Source organism: Lacimonas salitolerans (assembly GCF_042677865.1).
Classification (GTDB): Bacteria; Pseudomonadota; Alphaproteobacteria; order Rhodobacterales; family Rhodobacteraceae; genus Lutimaribacter; species Lutimaribacter salitolerans.
The window spans coordinates 44,729-61,397 of sequence record NZ_JBHUDD010000002.1; the positions used below are offsets into that span (position 1 = coordinate 44,729).

The window sequence follows — 16,669 nt, forward strand, 5'->3', positions numbered from 1 at the left end:
CACCCATGAAAGCCATCAGCTACACCCGTTTCGGCCCCGCAAGCGAGGTGCTGGAGCTGACCGATCTGCCGACCCCCGATCCCGCCCCCGGCGAGGTGCTGGTGCGTTTGACGTATTCCGGGGCCAACCCGTCGGATGTCAAGTCGCGCGCGGGTGGCCGGCCCGGGGTGACCCGGCTGGCCTTCGACCGCATCGTGCCCCATTCCGATGGCGCGGGCGAGGTGGTGGCCGTGGGGCAGGGGGTGGACCCGCTGCGCGTGGGCCAGCCTGTCTGGATATGGAATGGCCAATGGCGGCGGGCCTTGGGCACGGCGGCGGAATACATCGCGCTGCCTGCGGCACAGGCCGTGCCGCGCCCCGACTGGATCGGCGCCGAGGCCGGTGCCACGCTGGGCATTCCCGGCCTGACGGCGGCCCATGCGGTGCTGGGCGGCGGTGATGTGGCAGGCCAGACCTTGCTGATTTCCGGCGGTGGCGGCGCGGTGGGTCACAACGCGGTGCAACTGGCCGCATGGGCCGGGGCGCGGGTGATCGCCACCTGTTCGCCCCGCGACACCGACCGCGTGCGCGCAGCGGGGGCCGCCGAGGTGCTGGATTACCGCGATCCCGACCTGTCGGGCAAGCTGCTGGACCTGACCCAAGGCCGCGGCATCGACCGCGTGATAGAGACCGAGTTCGGCGTGAACGCCGCGCTGCTGGCCGAGGTGATGGCCGAGAACAGCACCATTGCCGCCTATGGCTCGGCGCTGGACATGAAGCCTGTGCTGCCTTTTGGACCCTATCTGTTCAAGGCGATCACCATCGACATCGTGTTGATCTATCTGCTGGGTGACGCTGCGCGCGTGGTGGCCATCGACGCGCTGCACAAGGCCAGCGCCGAGGGCGCGCTGCGCCCGGCGATCCATGCGACCTATCCGCTGGCCGATTGCGTGGTTGCCCATGAATGCATCGAGGCCGGGGGGCGCGCCGGGGCGGTCCTGCTGGAAATGTGAGACGCAGCAAGACGGAATGGTTGGCCGCGATTCCGGCAACAGAGCACGGTGACGAGAAAGGGCGCGCAGATCGACTCTGCGCGCCCTGATTTTTGTCCGACCCTTTGGAGGCTCACCCGATTTCAACGACCTCGATCGCGAATTTCAGGTCACGACCCGCCAGCGGGTGATTGGCGTCCAGCGTCACCTCGGTTTCCGAGACCTCGGCCACGGTGACCGGCATAACCTGCCCCTGCGGTGTCTGCACCTGCAGTTGCGTGCCGATATCCAGCGGGATTTCCGCCGGGATCTCGGTGCGGGGCACGGCCTGGCGCGCGCTTGGATCGGGCTGGCCATAGGCCTCGTCGCAGGGCACTTCGACGACTTTCTTTTCGCCGACAGCCATGCCCGGCACGGCCTTGTCCAGACCCGGGATGATCTGGCCCGAGCCCACGGTGAATTCCAGCGGATCGCGGCCTTCGGAGCTGTCGAAGGTTGATCCGTCTGCCAGCGTTCCGGTATAGTGAATACGGACGGTGTCGCCCGTTTTGACCTGCGTCATCGGTATATCCTGTCATGTGGAGGGGGTGAATTCAGAGGCCGCGTATCTGCGCGGGTGCTCTTGCGTATCGATTCATCATAACCCAGCCGCATCCAAGTCGCAAACACCTCGCTTTTTGCGCGCTTTTGCGCTTTTCCCGCGTCTGTGCCCGTGCTTACCTGCGCAGGCGAACGGGAAAGGGGCAGCATGGCCATCACCACATGCATCTTTGACGCCTATGGCACGTTGTTCGATGTCGCTGCCGCTGCCCGGCAGGCGGCGGGCGAACCGGGCGGCGAGAGACTGGCCGCGCATTGGCCGCAACTGGCCGCAGACTGGCGCGCCAAGCAGCTGCAATACAGCTGGCTGCGTGCGATCACTGGCGATCATGTCGATTTCTGGACCGTTACGCAAAACGGTCTGGACTGGGCGCTGGACGCGCAGGGATTGGCAGGTGACAGCGCCCTGCGCGACCGTTTGCTTGCGCTCTACTGGCAATTGCAGGCCTATCCCGAGGTGCCCGCGATGCTGACCGCGCTGAAATCGGCCGGGATGAACACCGCGATCCTGTCCAACGGCAGCCCCGACATGCTGTCGGGCGCGGTGCAGTCGGCGGCCCTGACCGAACTGCTGGATGACGTGCTGTCGGTCGAAAGCGTGGGCATCTTCAAGCCCGCGCCGCAGGTCTATGACATGGTGCTGCAACGCTTTGGCGTCGCCAAGGAACATGTGCTGTTCGTGTCGTCCAACGGCTGGGATGCCGGGGCGGCGGCGGCCTATGGCTTTGTCACCGCATGGGTCAACCGCGACGGCGCGCCGGTGGATCGCCTGCCGGGCGTGCCCGATCATATCCTGCCCGACCTGTCCACCATTCCCGACATCGCGAGGGGCTGATGCCGCATTTCACCACGTCCGACGGGCTGCGCCTGTATTTCGAGGATCAGGGCGATGGCCTGCCCCTGCTGTGCCTGTCGGGGCTGACGCGCAACGCGCGCGATTTCGATTTCGTGGCCCCGCATCTGACGGGGGTACGCCTGATCCGGCTGGATTACCGGGGCCGGGGGCAGTCGGGCTGGGCCGATCCCGCCACCTACACCGTCCCGCGCGAGGCGCAGGATGCGGTCGAGCTGCTGGACCATCTGGGGCTGTCTCGGGCGGCGGTGCTGGGCACCTCGCGCGGGGGGCTGATCGGGATTTTCCTGGCGGCCACGGCCAAAGCCCGGCTGCTGGGCGTGGCGATGAACGACATCGGCCCGGTGCTGGAGCCTGCCGGTCTGGAGACGATCATGGGCTATCTGGGCCGCGATCCCGGCTTTGGCGATTTCGACAGCATGGCGCAGGCGCGGCTGGCCGCCATGGCCGACACGTTTCCGGGCGTGCCGTCCGAACGCTGGCGGCAGGAGGTGACGCACACCCACACCGAAACGCCGCAGGGGATCGCCATCAACTACGACCCACGGCTGCGCGACGCGGTGGAACAGGCCGGCGCGACAGGTGCGCCAGATCTCTGGCCGCTGTATGATGCCATCGCCCCGCTGCCTGCGGCGGTGATCCACGGGGCCAATTCCGACATCCTGAGCGCGGAAACCGTGACCGAAATGGCCCGGCGCAATCCGGCGCTGATCGTCGGGCGCGTGCCCGACCGTGCGCATATCCCGTTTCTCGATGAACCTGCGGCACTGGCCGCCCTGACCGCGTGGATCGCTGCAATGCAATGAATATCGACATGATCCGCGCCGCTGATGCGCGGCTGGCAGGCCAGAAACGCATCACGCCCCTGCTGTCGGCCCCGCTGCTGGACCAGATCGCGGGACGTCGCCTGCTGGTCAAGGCCGAGTGCCTGCAACTGACCGGAAGCTTCAAGTTTCGCGGCGGGTTTTCCGCCGTCTCGGCGCTGGACGCGGCGACGCGCGAACGGGGCGTTCTGGCGTTTTCCAGCGGCAATCACGCGCAGGGCGTGGCGCTGGCGGCGGCGATGCACGGCGCCCCCGCCACCATCATCATGCCCGCCGACGCCCCCGAGATGAAGATCGCCAACACCCGCGCCTATGGCGCGCAGGTGGTGCTCTATGACCGCGCGGGCGGCGAAAGCCGCGAGGAACTGGGCGATGCCTTGCAGGCCCGGCATGGCCTGACCCTGATCAAACCCTATGACGAGCCGCAGGTGATCGCGGGTCAGGGCACCACGGGGCTGGAAATCGCCGAACAGGCCGCGCAGGCCGGGGTGGAGCAAGCGGATGTGCTGGTCTGCTGCGGTGGCGGCGGGCTGACATCGGGGATCGCGCTGGCGCTGGCGGCCGAGGCCCCGGGTCTGCGCGCCCGCCCCTGCGAGCCCGAAGGGTTCGACGATGCCACCCGCTCGCTGGCCACGGGCACGATCCAGCGCAACGCGCGACCCTCGGGCAGCATCTGCGACGCCATCGTGACGCCGGAACCGGGGCAGATCACCTTCCCGATCATGCAGGCGCTGTGCGGGCCGGGGCTGGTGGTCAGCGATGAACAGGTGCTGCGCGCCATGGCGCTGGCCTGGCAACATCTGAAGATCGTGGTGGAACCGGGCGGTGCCGCAGCCCTTGCCGCAGCCCTGTTTCATCCCGACCAGATCGAGGGTGAGGCGGTGATTGCTGTTGCCACCGGCGGAAACGTCGATGCGGCCATGTTCACCCGCGCGCTGTCGCTGGGGTAGGGTGAGCCATATTGCCGGTCAGGCATGCCGCTTGAAACAGCATCCCCAGCCCTGTGGTAAGGTTTTTCCTACTATGCGGATAGGCGAACTCGTGTCATCCTGATGTCATATTTGCAATGACGAGGGGCAGTTTTTGCCCCGAAAAGGATAGACCATGGACCTTTTTGACTCTCCCTCACGGGTGCTGCTTATTCTGTTGGCTGCGGCAGGATATGCTTTTGCCGCGATCGCCATGAAACTGATCGCCCAGTCGGGCACGACACAGCCGGTGCTCTTCTTGCTGGCTGCGTTTTTCATCGTGATCGTTCTGACCGAGGTGCAGTTGCTGCGGCATATGGAACTGTCGAACGTCTATATCGCCATTCTTGCCGCCGAAACGCTGATGATCCTGGCCTATGCGGTCTGGGCAGGCGAGGATCTGAGCACGCGCGAACTTGCCGGGGGCGGTCTGGTGCTGGTCGGCATCGCGCTGGCCGGGGCCTGACCGCTATTTTGTAGGGTAGGGTGGGTGCCAACCCACCGCCCACCGCCCCCTATCATGAACAAAAGAAATCAGGTCCGGCGCAGGCGGATCACCACGTCGACCGCCGCCACCTCGGCCCCGTCGGGGGCCTTGGGCAGACGCCTTATTTCCAGTTCTTCGCTTGGGGCGTCCTGCAGTGTGCCGCTGTCTTCCCAGAAAAAATGCGGGTGATCATGGGTGTTCGTGTCGAAATAGCTCTTGGTGCCATCCACGGTGATCTCGTGCAGCAGACCAACCTCGCAAAACGCGCGCAGGGTGTTGTAAACAGTTGCCAATGATACCTTTTCGCCACTTTTTCGCACATCGGCGAACAGGCTTTCGGCGGTCACATGCCGATGCTGGCCATCACCCACAAGCAGGGCTGCCAGCGCCACGCGCTGCCGCGTGGGCCGCAGGCCCCCGCCCGACAGCCAGTCGGCGCCACGTTCGGTATGCTTGGTCGTCACCTTCATCGATATTTCCCTTGCTGCTTGGCTATATAATGGGTCTGGCGGGGAAATTTCAAACGAAAACACCCAAACGCCGCATGCAGCCTTCACAGGCTTGCAGCGTCGCAGGGCAGGGTGATAGAGGGGATGAACCCAAAATTCACGGCAGAAGGACACACCTGCATGGCCCAGTACCCGAGCAGCTTTGACAAGGAAGACCTCTTGAAATGCGCGCGGGGCGAGTTGTTTGGTCCCGGCAATGCCCAGCTGCCCGAACCGCCGATGCTGATGATGGACCGGATCACCGATGTGTCGGGCGATGGCGGGCTGCATGGCAAGGGGCATGTCGTGGCCGAGTTCGACATCATTCCCGAGCTGTGGTTCTTTGACTGCCACTTTCCGGGTAACCCGATCATGCCGGGCTGTCTGGGGCTGGACGGGCTGTGGCAGCTGACGGGCTTCAACCTGGGCTGGCGCGGCTGGCAGGGGCGCGGCTATGCCCTGGGCGTGGGCGAGGTCAAGCTCAAGGGCATGGTGCGCCCGGACCGCAAGATGCTGACCTACAAGGTGGATTTCACCAAGGCCGTGCAGACCCGCCGCCTGACAATGGGCGTGGCGGATGGCATCGTCGAGGCCGATGGCGAGGTGATCTACGAGGTCAAGGACATGAAAGTGGCGCTCAGCGAAAGCTAGGTGGCCCTTCGCGCGAAGGTCGCGATGCGCCACCTTGCACGTCCCCTTGCGCATGGCCTACATAGGGCGGGACACCAATCAAGGAGGCTGCATGCGCCGCGTCGTCGTCACAGGGCTCGGGATCGTATCGAGCATCGGGAACAACGCCACCGAGGTTCTGGCCAGCCTGAAGGCAGGCAAGTCCGGCATCACCGCCAACGAGGCCATGAAGGAGCACGGGTTCCGCAGCCAGATCGCGGGTGATGTCAAGCTGGACATCACCGAGCATGTGGACAAGCGCGCCCTGCGGTTCATGGGGCCGGGGGCGGCCTATGCCTACATCGCCATGGGGCAGGCCATTGCCGATGCCGGGCTTGAGGAAAGCGATGTGGTGAACCCGCGCACTGGGCTGGTGGCCGGGTCCGGCGGGCCCTCGACCAGCGCCATGCTGGTGGCGCATCAGACCGTTCTGGAAAAGGGCAGCCCCAAGCGGATCGGTCCCTTCGCGGTGCCCAAGTGCATGTCCTCGACCATCAGCGCGAACCTGTCGACCGCCTACAAGATCAAGGGCATCAACTATTCCATCACATCGGCCTGTTCGACCAGCCTGCATTGCATCGGCAACGCGGCAGAGAAGATCATGCTGGGCAAGCAGGACGTCATGTTTGCCGGTGGCGGCGAGGAGCTGGACTGGACCCTGTCATGCCTGTTCGACGCGATGGGCGCGATGAGCAGCAAGTTCAACGACACGCCCGAGCGCGCCAGCCGGGCCTTTGACGCAGACCGCGACGGCTTTGTCATCGGCGGCGGCGGCGGGATTCTGGTTCTGGAAGAGCTGGAGCATGCCCGCGCGCGCGGTGCAAAGATCTATGCCGAGGTGACGGGCTATGCCGCCACCAGCGACGGCCATGACATGGTCGCTCCCAGCGGCGAGGGCGGCGAGCGCGCGATGCGGCTGGCCCTGCAGACCCTGCCCGAGGACCGGCGTGTCAGCTATATCAACGCGCACGGCACCTCGACGCCTGTGGGCGACGTGGGCGAGATCGAGGCGGTGCGCCGGGTCTTTGGCGACGGATCGACGCCGCCGGTCAGTTCGACCAAATCCATGACCGGCCACAGCCAGGGCGCCACCGGCGCACAGGAGGCGATCTATTGCCTGCTGGCGCTGGAGCATGATTTCATCATTCCGTCGATCAATGTCGAGACATTGGACCCCGCGCTGAAACCTGCGGAAATCGCCACGGCGCTGGTGGAAAACGCGGGGCTGGATTCTGTGATGACCAATTCATTCGGTTTTGGCGGCACCAACGGGTCGATGATCCTGTCTAGATTTCTTGGGTAGAACATCATGAGCATTTCACTGGCGGGCAAGCGCGGCCTGATCATGGGCGTCGCCAACGACCGGTCGATCGCCTGGGGCATTGCCAAGGCGATGCACGCGGCGGGCGCACAACTGGCCTTTACCTTTCAGGGCGAGGCATTCGGCAAGCGGCTGGAGCCGCTGGCGGCCAGCGTGGACAGCGATTTCATGGTCGATTGCGACGTGGCCGACGATGCCACGCTGGACCGGGCCTTTGGCGATCTGGCGGAACGCTGGCCGACCATCGACTTTCTGGTGCACGCCATCGCCTATTCCGACAAGTCCGAACTGACGGGGCGGTTCATCAATACCAGCCGCACGAATTTCAAGCATTCGCTGGATATCTCGGCCTATTCCTTTATCGAGGTGGCGCGCCGCGCCTATCCGATGATGCGCGACAATGGCGGTACGATGATGACCCTGACCTATCAGGGATCGAACCGGGTCGTGCCCAACTACAACGTGATGGGCGTGGCCAAGGCGGCGCTGGAGGCGACGACGCGCTATCTGGCCAATGATCTTGGCCCCGACGGCATCCGCGTGAACGCCATCAGCCCCGGCCCGATGAAGACGCTGGCCGGTGCCGCCATAGGCGGGGCGCGCAAGACCTACAAGCACACCGAGGCCAATGCGCCGCTGCGGTCCAACGCGACGCTGGAAGCGGTGGGCGGTACGGCGGTCTGGCTGGCCTCGGATGCAGGCAGCTTTACCTCGGGCGAGGTGATCCATGTCGATGGCGGCTATCACGTGCTGGGGATGCCGCAGGCGGAAAACCTGTGACCGCAATGAGCGCGGCCAGAGGCCGCGCGCTGCATATCTCGGCCCTTGCAGGCCTCGGGGATGAGGGGCGCTGCCCCTCTGGCCCGTGCCGGGCCATTCACCCCGGAGTTTGCCGGGCAAGATGAAGGGGGACCTGGGCGCGTGAAAATCCTGTTTCTGGGCGATGTGATGGGCCGGGCGGGCCGGGCGGCGGTGACCGAGCGGTTGCCGGGGCTGCGCGCGCGATGGGGCGTCGATTTCGTGGTGGTGAATGGCGAGAATGCCAGCAACGGGGCCGGGTTGAGCGGGGAACACGCCAAGGCGCTGTTTGCCGCCGGGGCCGATTGCGTGACGCTGGGCGATCACGCGTTTGACCAGAAGGACATGATGCAGGCGATCGAGGGCGATCCGCGCATCCTGCGGCCGCTGAACTATGCCAAGCAGGCACCGGGGCGGGGCGCGCGTGTGTTTTCGGACGCGCGCGGGCGCAAGGTGCTGGTGGCGCAGGTGCTGGGTCAGGTGTTCATGAAACGCGCCTTTGACGATCCGTTCTCGGCCATCGACACGGTGTTGCGCCAGCATCCGCTGGGCGGCGCGGTGCAGGCCTGCGTGGTGGACATGCATTGCGAGGCGACCAGCGAGAAGATGGGCATGGGCCATTTCTGCGACGGGCGCGCCAGCCTTGTGGTGGGCACGCACACCCATGTGCCCACGGCGGATGCGCAGATATTGCCCGGCGGCACGGCGTTGTTGTCGGATGCCGGCATGTGCGGCGATTACAACTCGGTCATCGGGATGGAAAAGGAGGAACCGATGCGGCGGTTCGTCACCGGCATGGGCAAGGGGCGGTTCACCCCGGCCCTGGGCGAGGCGACCCTGTCGGGCGTCTATATCGAGACCGATGACCGCACCGGCCGCGCCACGCGGATCGAGATGGTGCGCCAGGGCGGGCATCTGCCGCAGGCAGGCCCGTGACAGGGCGCGACCGGCTGGTGCCGTTTGCCGGGCTGGGGCTGATGAGGTCGCGGCGGAGCCTGCCCCTTGCCCCTGCTTCGGGCATCGGCGAAACTGGCGCGATGTAAGGGCGGGGCACAGGGCGCAGCAATGGAGGTTTTGCAATTTTCCCAGACGGTACAGGCGGTTCTGGCGATTGTCGTCGTGCTGTCGATGTTGGTCTTTTTCGTCAAGGAGTGGTATCCGGCGGAGGTTGTCGCGATCGGTGGCGCCGCGACCATGCTGCTGCTGGGGCTTGTACCTTACGAGGCGGCGCTGGATGTTCTGTCGAACTCGGCACCCTGGACGATTGCCGCGATGTTCATCGTCATGGGGGCGCTGGTGCGCACCGGGGCGCTGGATCTGCTGACGGGATTTGCCGACCGGCTGGCGCGCACGAGTCCGCGCATGGCGATTGCCGTGCTGATGGCCGCGGTGGTTCTGGCATCGGCGGTCATGAACAACACGCCCGTGGTGGTGGTGATGATCCCTGTCTTCGTGCAATTGTCCAAGACGCTGGGTCAGAGCGCAAGCAAGCTGCTGATCCCGCTCAGCTATGCGGCGATCATGGGCGGCACGCTGACGCTGGTGGGGACCTCGACCAACCTGCTGGTCGACGGGGTGGCGCGCGGTTCCGGGATGACGCCCTTTGGCATATTCGAGGTGACACCGCTGGCGGCGATCATCGTGCTGTGGGGGCTCCTGTATCTGTGGATCATTGCCCCTTTGCTGCTGCCTGATCGCGACAGCATGGCCATGATGCTGACGGATCGTTCCAAGATGAAATTCTTTACCGAGGCCGTGGTCCCCCCCGACAGCAACCTGATCGGGCGCGAGGTGACCGGCGTGCAACTGTTCAAGCGCGAGGGTGTGCGGCTGGTGGATGTGATCCGGGGCGATCAGTCGCTGCGCCGCGACCTCAAGGGCGTCACGCTGGAGGTGGGCGACCGCGTGGTCCTGCGCACGCAGATGACCGAATTGCTGAGCCTGCAACGCGACAAGTCGCTGAAGCGGGTGGATCAGGTCAGTGCGGTCGAAACCACCACGGTCGAGGTGCTGATCACGCCGGGCTGCAAGATGGTGGGCCGGCGTCTGGGGGCGCTGCGGTTGCGGCGGCGGTTCGGGGTCTATCCGCTGGCGGTGCACCGGCGCAACCAGAACATCGGCCGTCAGTTGGACGAGCTTGTGGTGCGCGTGGGCGACACGTTGCTGCTGGAAGGCGCACCCGAGGACATCAAGCGGCTGTCGCAGGAAATGGATCTGGTGGATGTCACCAAGCCCTCGGCGCGCGCCTTCCGGCGTGGCCACGCCCCGGTGGCCGTCTTGGCCCTGCTGGGGGTCGTGGGCCTGGCCGGGCTGGGGCTGGCCCCGATCCTGCCCCTGTCGGTGATTGCGGTCGCCATCGTGCTGCTGACCCGCTGCATTGACGCGGACGAGGCGTTTTCCTTTATCGATGGCCGTCTGCTGGCCCTGATCTTTGCCATGCTGTCCATCGGTGCCGCGCTGGAGCACACGGGCGCGGTGGCGCTGGTGGTCGATGCGGTCTCGCCCGGTTTGACCGGGCTGCCGCCGTTCCTGATCGTGTTGGCGGTGTTCATGCTGACCACCACGCTGACCGAGATGGTCAGCAACAACGCGGTTGCAGTCGTGGTCACGCCCATCGCCATCGGGCTGGCGCAGGCGATGGGGATCGATCCGCGTCCGCTGGTGGTGGCGGTGATGATCGCGGCCAGCTGCGCCTTTGCCACACCGATCGGATACCAGACCAACATGCTGGTCTATGGTCCGGGGGGGTACCGCTTTACCGATTTCGCGCGTGTGGGCGTGCCGCTGAACCTCAGCGTTGCGCTGCTGTCCTCGGCGCTGATCCCGTTCTTCTTTCCGCTTTAGGCGGGACGCGTCGTCACAGCGGCCAGAAGATCAGGATCAACGGCACCGAGACGGCGATCACGATGGCCTCCAGTGGCAGGCCCATGCGCCAGTAGTCGCCAAAGCGGTGGCCGCCGGGGCCGAGGACCAGAGTGTTGTTCTTGTGCCCGATCGGCGTGAGGAACGCCGAGGATGCCGCCACCGCGACCGCCATCAGGAACGGATCGGGCGACACCTCGAGCGAGTTTGCCATCTGGATGCCCACCGGGGCGGCGACGATGGCCGTGGCGGTGTTGTTCAGAACGTCGGACAGGCTCATCGTGACGACCATCAGCACGGTCAGGATCGCCCATGCGGGCCAGCCTTCGGTCAGCCCCACCAGCCCGCCCGCGATCAGCGCGGTGCCGCCCGCATCCTCCAGCGCCATGCCCAGCGGGATCATCGAGCCCAGCAGCACGATCACCGGCCATTCGATGCTGTCGTAAAGCTCGTTCAGCGGCACGATCTTGAGCAGCGTATAGGCCACCACCACGATCCCCAGCGCGATGGGCAGATACAGCCAGCCAAAGCTGGCCAGCGCCACGGCGGCGGCGAACAGGCCGATGGCCGCCCAGGTCTTGCTGGTGTCGGTCACCGACAATCCGCGATCGGCCAGCGGCAGGCAGCCCAGCCATGACGTGATGTCAGCGCCATGATCGCGTGCGGCCAGCACCAGCAGGATATCGCCCTGTTTCACGGTGGTCTTGCGCACCTGCTTGGTGATCCGCCGGCCTTGCCGCGAAATGCCCAGCAGAACCGCGCGCTGCCGCCAGGCCAGTCCGATGGATTGCGCGGTCTTGCCCACGATGCGCGAATCCGCTGTCGCGACCAGTTCCAGGATGTCCAGACCGTCGCCTTCGGCCTTCAGGTCCTTCTCGCGCGACTTGTCGGAAAACGCCAGGTCCATGGCGCTGCGGAATTCGTCCAGTGCCTCGGGCACGGCCTCGATCACCAGTTCGTCGCCGGCGCGGATCTCGGTGTTGCGGGCGCCGCCGTACAGCCGCTTGCCGTTGCGCGCCAGACCGATGATCGCCACATCGGCCTTGTCGGCATCAGGCATGAGTTCCGCCACCCGCTTGCCGATCAGGTCGGACTCCTCCGGCACCGTCAGTTCGGCGATATAGGCGGCGAAATCGCGCGCCTCGGCCATGGCATCGTCGCGTTGCGGGATCAGCCGCCAGCCGATCAGGGCCACGAACGCCATGCCCGCGATCGCGGTCAGCCCGCCCACGGGCGCGAAATCGAACATGCGGAACGGCTCGCCCAGCGAATCCTGCCGGATCGAGGCGATGATGATGTTGGGCGGGGTGCCGATCAGCGTGGCCATGCCGCCAAGGATGGTGGCAAAGGACAGCGGCATCAGCGACAGCGACGGGCTTCGCCCGGCCTTGCGCGCGGTCTGGATATCCACCGGCATCAGCAACGCCAGCGCCGCCACGTTGTTCATGAAGGCCGACATGACCCCGCCGACACCGCCCATCAGCGCAATGTGCATGCCCAGATTGCGGCCGCTGTCCACCAGCGTGCGGGTGATCAGCCCCACCGCACCCGAGCGCATGAGCCCGGTCGAGACCACCAGCACCAGCGCCACCACCAGAGTGGCGGGATGGCCAAAGCCCGAGAATGCCTGATCGGTGGGCACGACGCCCAGCACGACCCCCAGCATCAGGGCCGAGAAAGCGACGATGTCATAGCGTATCCGGCCCCACAGCAGCATGCCGAATACACCGGCGAAAAGGGCGAAAAGAATGATTTGTTCCTGTGTCATGCCACAGGCTTAGCGGGTTTGGCGTGGTCTGCAAGCGATCAGCGCCAGCGCAGCTCGAACCGGCAGGAATCGCACCCGGTGGCGCAGCAGGCCACTTCGCGCACGCGTGTACGGGAGTGGACCAGCGCGGCGAACAGCCGCTCGAACACCGCCGCGTGCCAGTCGCAGATCGGGTGGTTGCGGATCTCGCCACGCACCACGGGGTTGTCCGCGATTTCGAAAACGGTGGGGTGGCCGGCGGTGGCTGTCAGCCGCCCGGTGCCGCAGAATGTCCATGCATGCGCGGTGATCGCGCGGGTCAGGGCGCGCGCGGCCAGCGGCGCGGGCAGGGCGCGCAGCAGCAGGCGGGCAGGGGCGGGGATGCGGTTGGCCAGGATGTAGTCACCCGTGGCCAGCCCCGCCTGCCGCGCCATCGCCCGGGCCTGCGCCGGATGGCGCAGGCGCATGTCCTGATGGATCGCGGCCACCAGCCCTTCGTCTATCATGGCGCTGCCGTCGGGCACCGCCATCAGCCCGTGCGCGGCAAACAGCGCGCGCCGCGCGGGTTCGCCCACGGTCCGGTCCAGCACCGGGGCCAGCTGCATCAGCGCATTGGGGCCGATCCGACCCCCGGAGAGGCCGACCTGATCAAGCATCCATCTGCTCCGTACTGCCACCGCAGGCCATCGCCTTGGTCTTGGTGGTCTGGACTGCATCCTCAGGCATCTTCAGCGCGCTGCGTTCCTCGGCGCGGGCCTTGCCCTGTGCGCGCAGGGCCTCGCGGCGTTCGGCGGCCTTTGCGGCGCGGTCGGCGGATGCCTCCCAATCCTCCATCTGCGCCTCGGCGATGGTGCGGGTCTCGTCAAAGTGGAAATCGACCTTGCCCTTGGTCTGCGGCCCCCAGTATCCGGCCTTGCCCAGATCATAGAAGGTCCGCCCGACACCGGCCTTTAGAAACGCCTTGAGGCACCCCAGAAGATAGCGCCGCCGGTACCCGGTGCCGCGCCACGGATAGTGGAACAGCGCCTTGCGCATGTAGAAGCGGCGGTAATTCTTCATCACGCCGTCCAGCAATTCGCCCCGGGTCATCGCGGCGGGCTTCATGATGGGTGTGACGAAGTTGTATTTCGAGAAATCGAAGATCTCGACCTGATCCTTCAGTTCCTGAAACAGCGGGGTAAAGGGCCAGGGCGTGTACATCGCCCAGTTCGCCAGATCGGGCTGCCAGTCCCAGGCCATCTGGAACGTCTCTTCCAGGGTCTCGGGGGTCTCGTTGTCCAGCCCGACGATGAACTGCGCTTCGGTAAAGATGTCGGCCTCGCGCAGCAGGCGGATCGCCTCCTTGTTCTCTTCGACCTTGGTTTCCTTGTTGAACATGTCCAGCTTGAGCTGCGCCGCCGCCTCGGTGCCCAGTGACACATGCACCAGCCCGGCCTTGCGGTAGAATTTCAGCAGGTCGCGGTCGCGGTAGATGTCGGTGACGCGGGTGTTGATGCCCCACTGGATCTTGTCGGGCAGGCCGCGCGCGATCAGCTCTTCGCAGAACTGCACGAATTTCTTCTTGTTGATGGTGGGTTCCTCGTCGGCCAGGATAAAGAAGCCGACGCCGTGGTTGTTCACCAGGTCCTCGATCTCGTCCACCACCTTTATGGGGTCGCGGACGCGGTAATCGCGCCAGAATTTCCACTGGCTGCAGAACGAGCAGGTGAACGGGCAGCCCCGCGCCATGTTGGGGATCGCCACCTTCTTGTTCAGGGGGATGTAGATGTACTTGTCCCATTCCAGCAGCGACCAGTCGGGGCTGATCGCGTCCAGATCCTTGACCGTGGGCGCGGCCTGCGTCGCCACGATCTGATCCCCGTCCAGATAGGCCAGGCCCTTGATCTGCTTGCGGTCTGCGGGCCAGCGGCCCTGATCGATGGCGGTGATCAGATTGGTGAAGATCTCTTCGCCCTCGCCGCGCACGATCACGTCGATCCATGGTGCCTCGGACAGCACCTGCTTGTACATGAAGGTCGCATGGACCCCGCCCAGCACCCGCACGGCATCGGGCACCGCGTCCTGCGCGATCTTCAGCACCTCCTCGGCCTTGTAGATCGAAGGCGTGATCGCCGTGACGCCCACCACATCGGGGTTCAGCGCCTTGAGCCGGGCGGCCAGTTCGCCGTCTTCCATGTGGTTGGTCATGGCGTCGATGAAGGTGACATCGGAATAGCCCGCATCGCGCAGATGCCCGGCCAGATAGGCGACCCAGGCGGGCGGCCAGTTGCCCGCGATCTCGGCACCGCCGGAGTGATAATTCGGGTGGACCAGAACGATACGCATCAGCAAAGACTCCCCATTGTGTTGAGGAACGCTAGCACGCTATCTGTCAATCTGAATTGACATGCATCAAATCGACTGTCTGTTTTTTCTGACACATGCCGGCGCTTCTTGGGGGATTGAACCCCGCCCGCCCTTTGCCCTATAGACACGGGCGCACAAACCCCCGGAGAGAGCGACATGGCAGGCCATTCAAAATGGGCAAACATCCAGCACCGCAAAGGCCGTCAGGATGCCGTGCGGGCCAAGCTGTTTTCAAAGTTCAGCAAGGAAATCACCGTTGCCGCCAAGATGGGCGACCCTGATCCCGACAAGAACCCGCGCCTGCGCCTTGCGGTGAAAGAGGCCAAGTCGGCCTCGATGCCCAAGGACAACATCGAGCGCGCGATCAAGAAGGCCACGGGCGGCGATGGCGACGATTACGAGGAAATCCGCTATGAGGGCTATGGCCCCAGCGGCGTCGCGGTGATCGTCGAGGCGATGACCGACAACCGCAACCGCACCGCCTCCAACGTGCGCTCGACCTTCTCCAAGAACGGCGGCAACCTGGGCGAGACCGGCAGCGTTGGCTTCATGTTCGACCGCAAGGGCGAGGTGATCTATCCCGCCAGCGTGGGCGACGCCGACACGGTGATGATGGCCGCGATCGAGGCCGGGGCCGAGGACGTGGACAGCAGCGAGGACGGTCACGTCATCTGGTGCGCCGATACCGATCTGAACGATGTCGCCACCGCGCTGGAGGCCGCATTGGGGGAAAGCGAGTCCACCAAGCTGGTCTGGAAACCCCAGACCACGACCGAGCTGGACCTCGAGGGCATGCAAAAGCTGATGAAACTGATCGACGCGCTGGAAGACGACGACGACGTGCAGCGCGTGACCACGAATTTCGAAGCCAGCGACGAGGTGATGGCGCAGCTTTGACTGTGCCGCGCCCTGAAGTACTGGATACGGCAACCTGGGCCGTTACCGGATGCGTGATGACCGCGATCAGATCGGGGCGTGATCATCAGCCTGGGATTCGTGGGCTGCGAGACTGTCAGCGGGCATGCAGGCTGAAACCAAAAGTTGTGGAGGTTGGCCGCACCCCGCCCTGAAATGAACGCATCGCTGCCGACTCGAAACTGCGGTAGCTGACCTTCATTGTGCGGGTCCCGAACTTGTAAGATGCGGACGGAGCGACCCTTTGCGCACCTTGCTTGTCGACCTTCTTCCTACGGATTTGCCTTCTTCGCTGGTCTCACCATCGTGACGACCTTTGGGTGACCGCCCACATCTATTGTGTAGTGCGATCTGAAGCCAAACCTCTCGTAAAACGGGACGTTCTCTGGCTTTGTTGACTCGAGGTAGGCGATCGTTCCGTCCTGATCGCACATATTCAATCCATGCATCATCAATGCCGCACCAATGCCCCGTCTCTTCATAAACGGATCAACACCCATCAACGGTAAAAACCAATGCGGCTCTGATGGGTGTGCACGATCAAACTCAGAATAGACATCGAAGAGTTCATCCTTAGCTTCAGGCGCAACACTACGCTCCAAAAGGGCATCGAGCGCCTCTTCGTCAGGATGGACATCCGGTGGAACCCAGAGCGCAGCACCACGGTCATCGCAAATATGGGCCCCGCCACGCTCCACGCCCTTCTCACCGTAAATGCGCACATATTCAGGAAAAAACGGTCCCTTCGCGATTTGTGTGGGTTAAGGCGCACTGGCCTGTTCAGGGTCGCACCAGATGTTGTTGTCACGACGTGAGGCGC

At 64.9% G+C, this 16,669-nt stretch carries 17 protein-coding genes; 11 read left to right on the forward strand and 6 right to left on the reverse strand.

The window, feature by feature from the left end; translation table 11 throughout:
• Positions 1–5 precede the first annotated feature (5 nt).
• Positions 6–992 carry an NADPH:quinone reductase gene (locus tag ACFTOW_RS00620; RefSeq protein WP_379912020.1) on the forward strand — a complete coding sequence of 329 codons (987 nt, stop codon included), beginning with the start codon at positions 6–8 and terminating at the stop codon, positions 990–992.
• 112 nt (positions 993–1,104) lie between these two features.
• Here ACFTOW_RS00620 and ACFTOW_RS00625 read toward each other — a convergent pair whose 3' ends face one another.
• On the reverse strand, positions 1,105–1,533 hold the full coding sequence (locus tag ACFTOW_RS00625) for an FKBP-type peptidyl-prolyl cis-trans isomerase (RefSeq protein WP_379912022.1): 429 nt from the start codon (positions 1,531–1,533) through the stop codon (positions 1,105–1,107).
• 186 nt (positions 1,534–1,719) lie between these two features.
• Here ACFTOW_RS00625 and ACFTOW_RS00630 point away from each other — a divergent pair, with 186 nt between their 5' ends.
• The 4 genes from ACFTOW_RS00630 (at position 1,720) to ACFTOW_RS00645 (ending at position 4,682) form a co-directional block, all read left to right on the forward strand.
• Entirely contained in the window at positions 1,720–2,406 is a 687-nt protein-coding gene (locus ACFTOW_RS00630) for a haloacid dehalogenase type II (protein ID WP_379912024.1), read from the forward strand.
• Complete coding sequence (locus ACFTOW_RS00635) at positions 2,406–3,230, forward strand: alpha/beta fold hydrolase (protein ID WP_379912026.1); 825 nt, start codon at positions 2,406–2,408, stop codon at positions 3,228–3,230. The genes ACFTOW_RS00630 and ACFTOW_RS00635 overlap by 1 nt, the downstream gene beginning before the upstream one ends.
• A complete protein-coding gene (locus tag ACFTOW_RS00640) occupies positions 3,227–4,198 on the forward strand; it encodes a threonine ammonia-lyase (RefSeq protein WP_379912028.1) in 972 nt (323 codons plus the stop codon). Before ACFTOW_RS00635 ends, ACFTOW_RS00640 begins: the two co-directional genes overlap by 4 nt.
• 154 nt (positions 4,199–4,352) lie before the next feature.
• Positions 4,353–4,682 (forward strand): 5-aminolevulinate synthase, encoded by a 330-nt coding sequence (locus ACFTOW_RS00645; RefSeq protein WP_379912030.1) that lies wholly within the window; start codon positions 4,353–4,355, stop codon positions 4,680–4,682.
• Positions 4,683–4,750: 68 nt separating this feature from the next.
• On the opposite strand, the gene irrA is transcribed toward ACFTOW_RS00645, so the two are convergent.
• Positions 4,751–5,173 (reverse strand): iron response transcriptional regulator IrrA, encoded by a 423-nt coding sequence (irrA, locus tag ACFTOW_RS00650; RefSeq protein ID WP_379912032.1) that lies wholly within the window; start codon positions 5,171–5,173, stop codon positions 4,751–4,753.
• A gap of 159 nt (positions 5,174–5,332) precedes the next feature.
• On the opposite strand from irrA, the gene fabA reads away from it, so the two are divergent.
• From fabA to ACFTOW_RS00675, 5 genes are all read left to right on the forward strand, one after another.
• Entirely contained in the window at positions 5,333–5,842 is a 510-nt protein-coding gene (gene fabA, locus ACFTOW_RS00655) for a bifunctional 3-hydroxydecanoyl-ACP dehydratase/trans-2-decenoyl-ACP isomerase (protein ID WP_379912034.1), read from the forward strand.
• Positions 5,843–5,933: 91 nt separating this feature from the next.
• Positions 5,934–7,163, forward strand: a complete 1,230-nt coding sequence (gene fabB, locus ACFTOW_RS00660; RefSeq protein WP_379912036.1) for a beta-ketoacyl-ACP synthase I — start codon at positions 5,934–5,936, stop codon at positions 7,161–7,163.
• A 6-nt stretch (positions 7,164–7,169) separates the two neighbouring features.
• Positions 7,170–7,961 carry an enoyl-ACP reductase FabI gene (locus ACFTOW_RS00665; protein WP_379912038.1) on the forward strand — a complete coding sequence of 264 codons (792 nt, stop codon included), beginning with the start codon at positions 7,170–7,172 and terminating at the stop codon, positions 7,959–7,961.
• A gap of 141 nt (positions 7,962–8,102) precedes the next feature.
• Positions 8,103–8,915, forward strand: a complete 813-nt coding sequence (locus ACFTOW_RS00670; protein ID WP_379912040.1) for a TIGR00282 family metallophosphoesterase — start codon at positions 8,103–8,105, stop codon at positions 8,913–8,915.
• Positions 8,916–9,044: 129 nt separating this feature from the next.
• On the forward strand, positions 9,045–10,823 hold the full coding sequence (locus ACFTOW_RS00675) for an SLC13 family permease (protein ID WP_379912042.1): 1,779 nt from the start codon (positions 9,045–9,047) through the stop codon (positions 10,821–10,823).
• Between the two features lie 13 nt (positions 10,824–10,836).
• On the opposite strand, the gene ACFTOW_RS00680 is transcribed toward ACFTOW_RS00675, so the two are convergent.
• The 3 genes from ACFTOW_RS00680 to bchE are packed head-to-tail and all read right to left on the reverse strand — an operon-like array spanning position 10,837 to position 14,913.
• On the reverse strand, positions 10,837–12,609 hold the full coding sequence (locus ACFTOW_RS00680) for an SLC13 family permease (RefSeq protein ID WP_379912044.1): 1,773 nt from the start codon (positions 12,607–12,609) through the stop codon (positions 10,837–10,839).
• Positions 12,610–12,647: 38 nt separating this feature from the next.
• Entirely contained in the window at positions 12,648–13,244 is a 597-nt protein-coding gene (gene bchJ, locus ACFTOW_RS00685; RefSeq protein WP_379912046.1) for a bacteriochlorophyll 4-vinyl reductase, read from the reverse strand.
• Positions 13,237–14,913 (reverse strand): magnesium-protoporphyrin IX monomethyl ester anaerobic oxidative cyclase, encoded by a 1,677-nt coding sequence (gene bchE / locus ACFTOW_RS00690; RefSeq protein WP_379912048.1) that lies wholly within the window; start codon positions 14,911–14,913, stop codon positions 13,237–13,239. The genes bchJ and bchE overlap by 8 nt, the downstream gene beginning before the upstream one ends.
• A gap of 177 nt (positions 14,914–15,090) precedes the next feature.
• On the opposite strand from bchE, the gene ACFTOW_RS00695 reads away from it, so the two are divergent.
• Positions 15,091–15,831 carry a YebC/PmpR family DNA-binding transcriptional regulator gene (locus ACFTOW_RS00695; protein WP_379912050.1) on the forward strand — a complete coding sequence of 247 codons (741 nt, stop codon included), beginning with the start codon at positions 15,091–15,093 and terminating at the stop codon, positions 15,829–15,831.
• A gap of 290 nt (positions 15,832–16,121) precedes the next feature.
• Here ACFTOW_RS00695 and ACFTOW_RS00700 read toward each other — a convergent pair whose 3' ends face one another.
• Positions 16,122–16,571, reverse strand: coding sequence for a GNAT family N-acetyltransferase (locus tag ACFTOW_RS00700; RefSeq protein WP_379912052.1), 450 nt, complete (start codon positions 16,569–16,571; stop codon positions 16,122–16,124).
• Between the last annotated feature and the right edge of the window lie 98 nt (positions 16,572–16,669).

Coding starts and splice junctions, on each gene's coding strand:
- ACFTOW_RS00620 (WP_379912020.1), top strand. CDS start 6: ATGAAAGCCATCAGCTACACCCGTTTCGGCCCCGCAAGCGAGGTGCTG.
- ACFTOW_RS00625 (WP_379912022.1), bottom strand. CDS start 1,533: ATGACGCAGGTCAAAACGGGCGACACCGTCCGTATTCACTATACCGGA.
- ACFTOW_RS00630 (WP_379912024.1), top strand. CDS start 1,720: ATGGCCATCACCACATGCATCTTTGACGCCTATGGCACGTTGTTCGAT.
- ACFTOW_RS00635 (WP_379912026.1), top strand. CDS start 2,406: ATGCCGCATTTCACCACGTCCGACGGGCTGCGCCTGTATTTCGAGGAT.
- ACFTOW_RS00640 (WP_379912028.1), top strand. CDS start 3,227: ATGAATATCGACATGATCCGCGCCGCTGATGCGCGGCTGGCAGGCCAG.
- ACFTOW_RS00645 (WP_379912030.1), top strand. CDS start 4,353: ATGGACCTTTTTGACTCTCCCTCACGGGTGCTGCTTATTCTGTTGGCT.
- irrA (WP_379912032.1), bottom strand. CDS start 5,173: ATGAAGGTGACGACCAAGCATACCGAACGTGGCGCCGACTGGCTGTCG.
- fabA (WP_379912034.1), top strand. CDS start 5,333: ATGGCCCAGTACCCGAGCAGCTTTGACAAGGAAGACCTCTTGAAATGC.
- fabB (WP_379912036.1), top strand. CDS start 5,934: ATGCGCCGCGTCGTCGTCACAGGGCTCGGGATCGTATCGAGCATCGGG.
- ACFTOW_RS00665 (WP_379912038.1), top strand. CDS start 7,170: ATGAGCATTTCACTGGCGGGCAAGCGCGGCCTGATCATGGGCGTCGCC.
- ACFTOW_RS00675 (WP_379912042.1), top strand. CDS start 9,045: ATGGAGGTTTTGCAATTTTCCCAGACGGTACAGGCGGTTCTGGCGATT.
- ACFTOW_RS00680 (WP_379912044.1), bottom strand. CDS start 12,609: ATGACACAGGAACAAATCATTCTTTTCGCCCTTTTCGCCGGTGTATTC.
- bchJ (WP_379912046.1), bottom strand. CDS start 13,244: ATGCTTGATCAGGTCGGCCTCTCCGGGGGTCGGATCGGCCCCAATGCG.
- bchE (WP_379912048.1), bottom strand. CDS start 14,913: ATGCGTATCGTTCTGGTCCACCCGAATTATCACTCCGGCGGTGCCGAG.
- ACFTOW_RS00695 (WP_379912050.1), top strand. CDS start 15,091: ATGGCAGGCCATTCAAAATGGGCAAACATCCAGCACCGCAAAGGCCGT.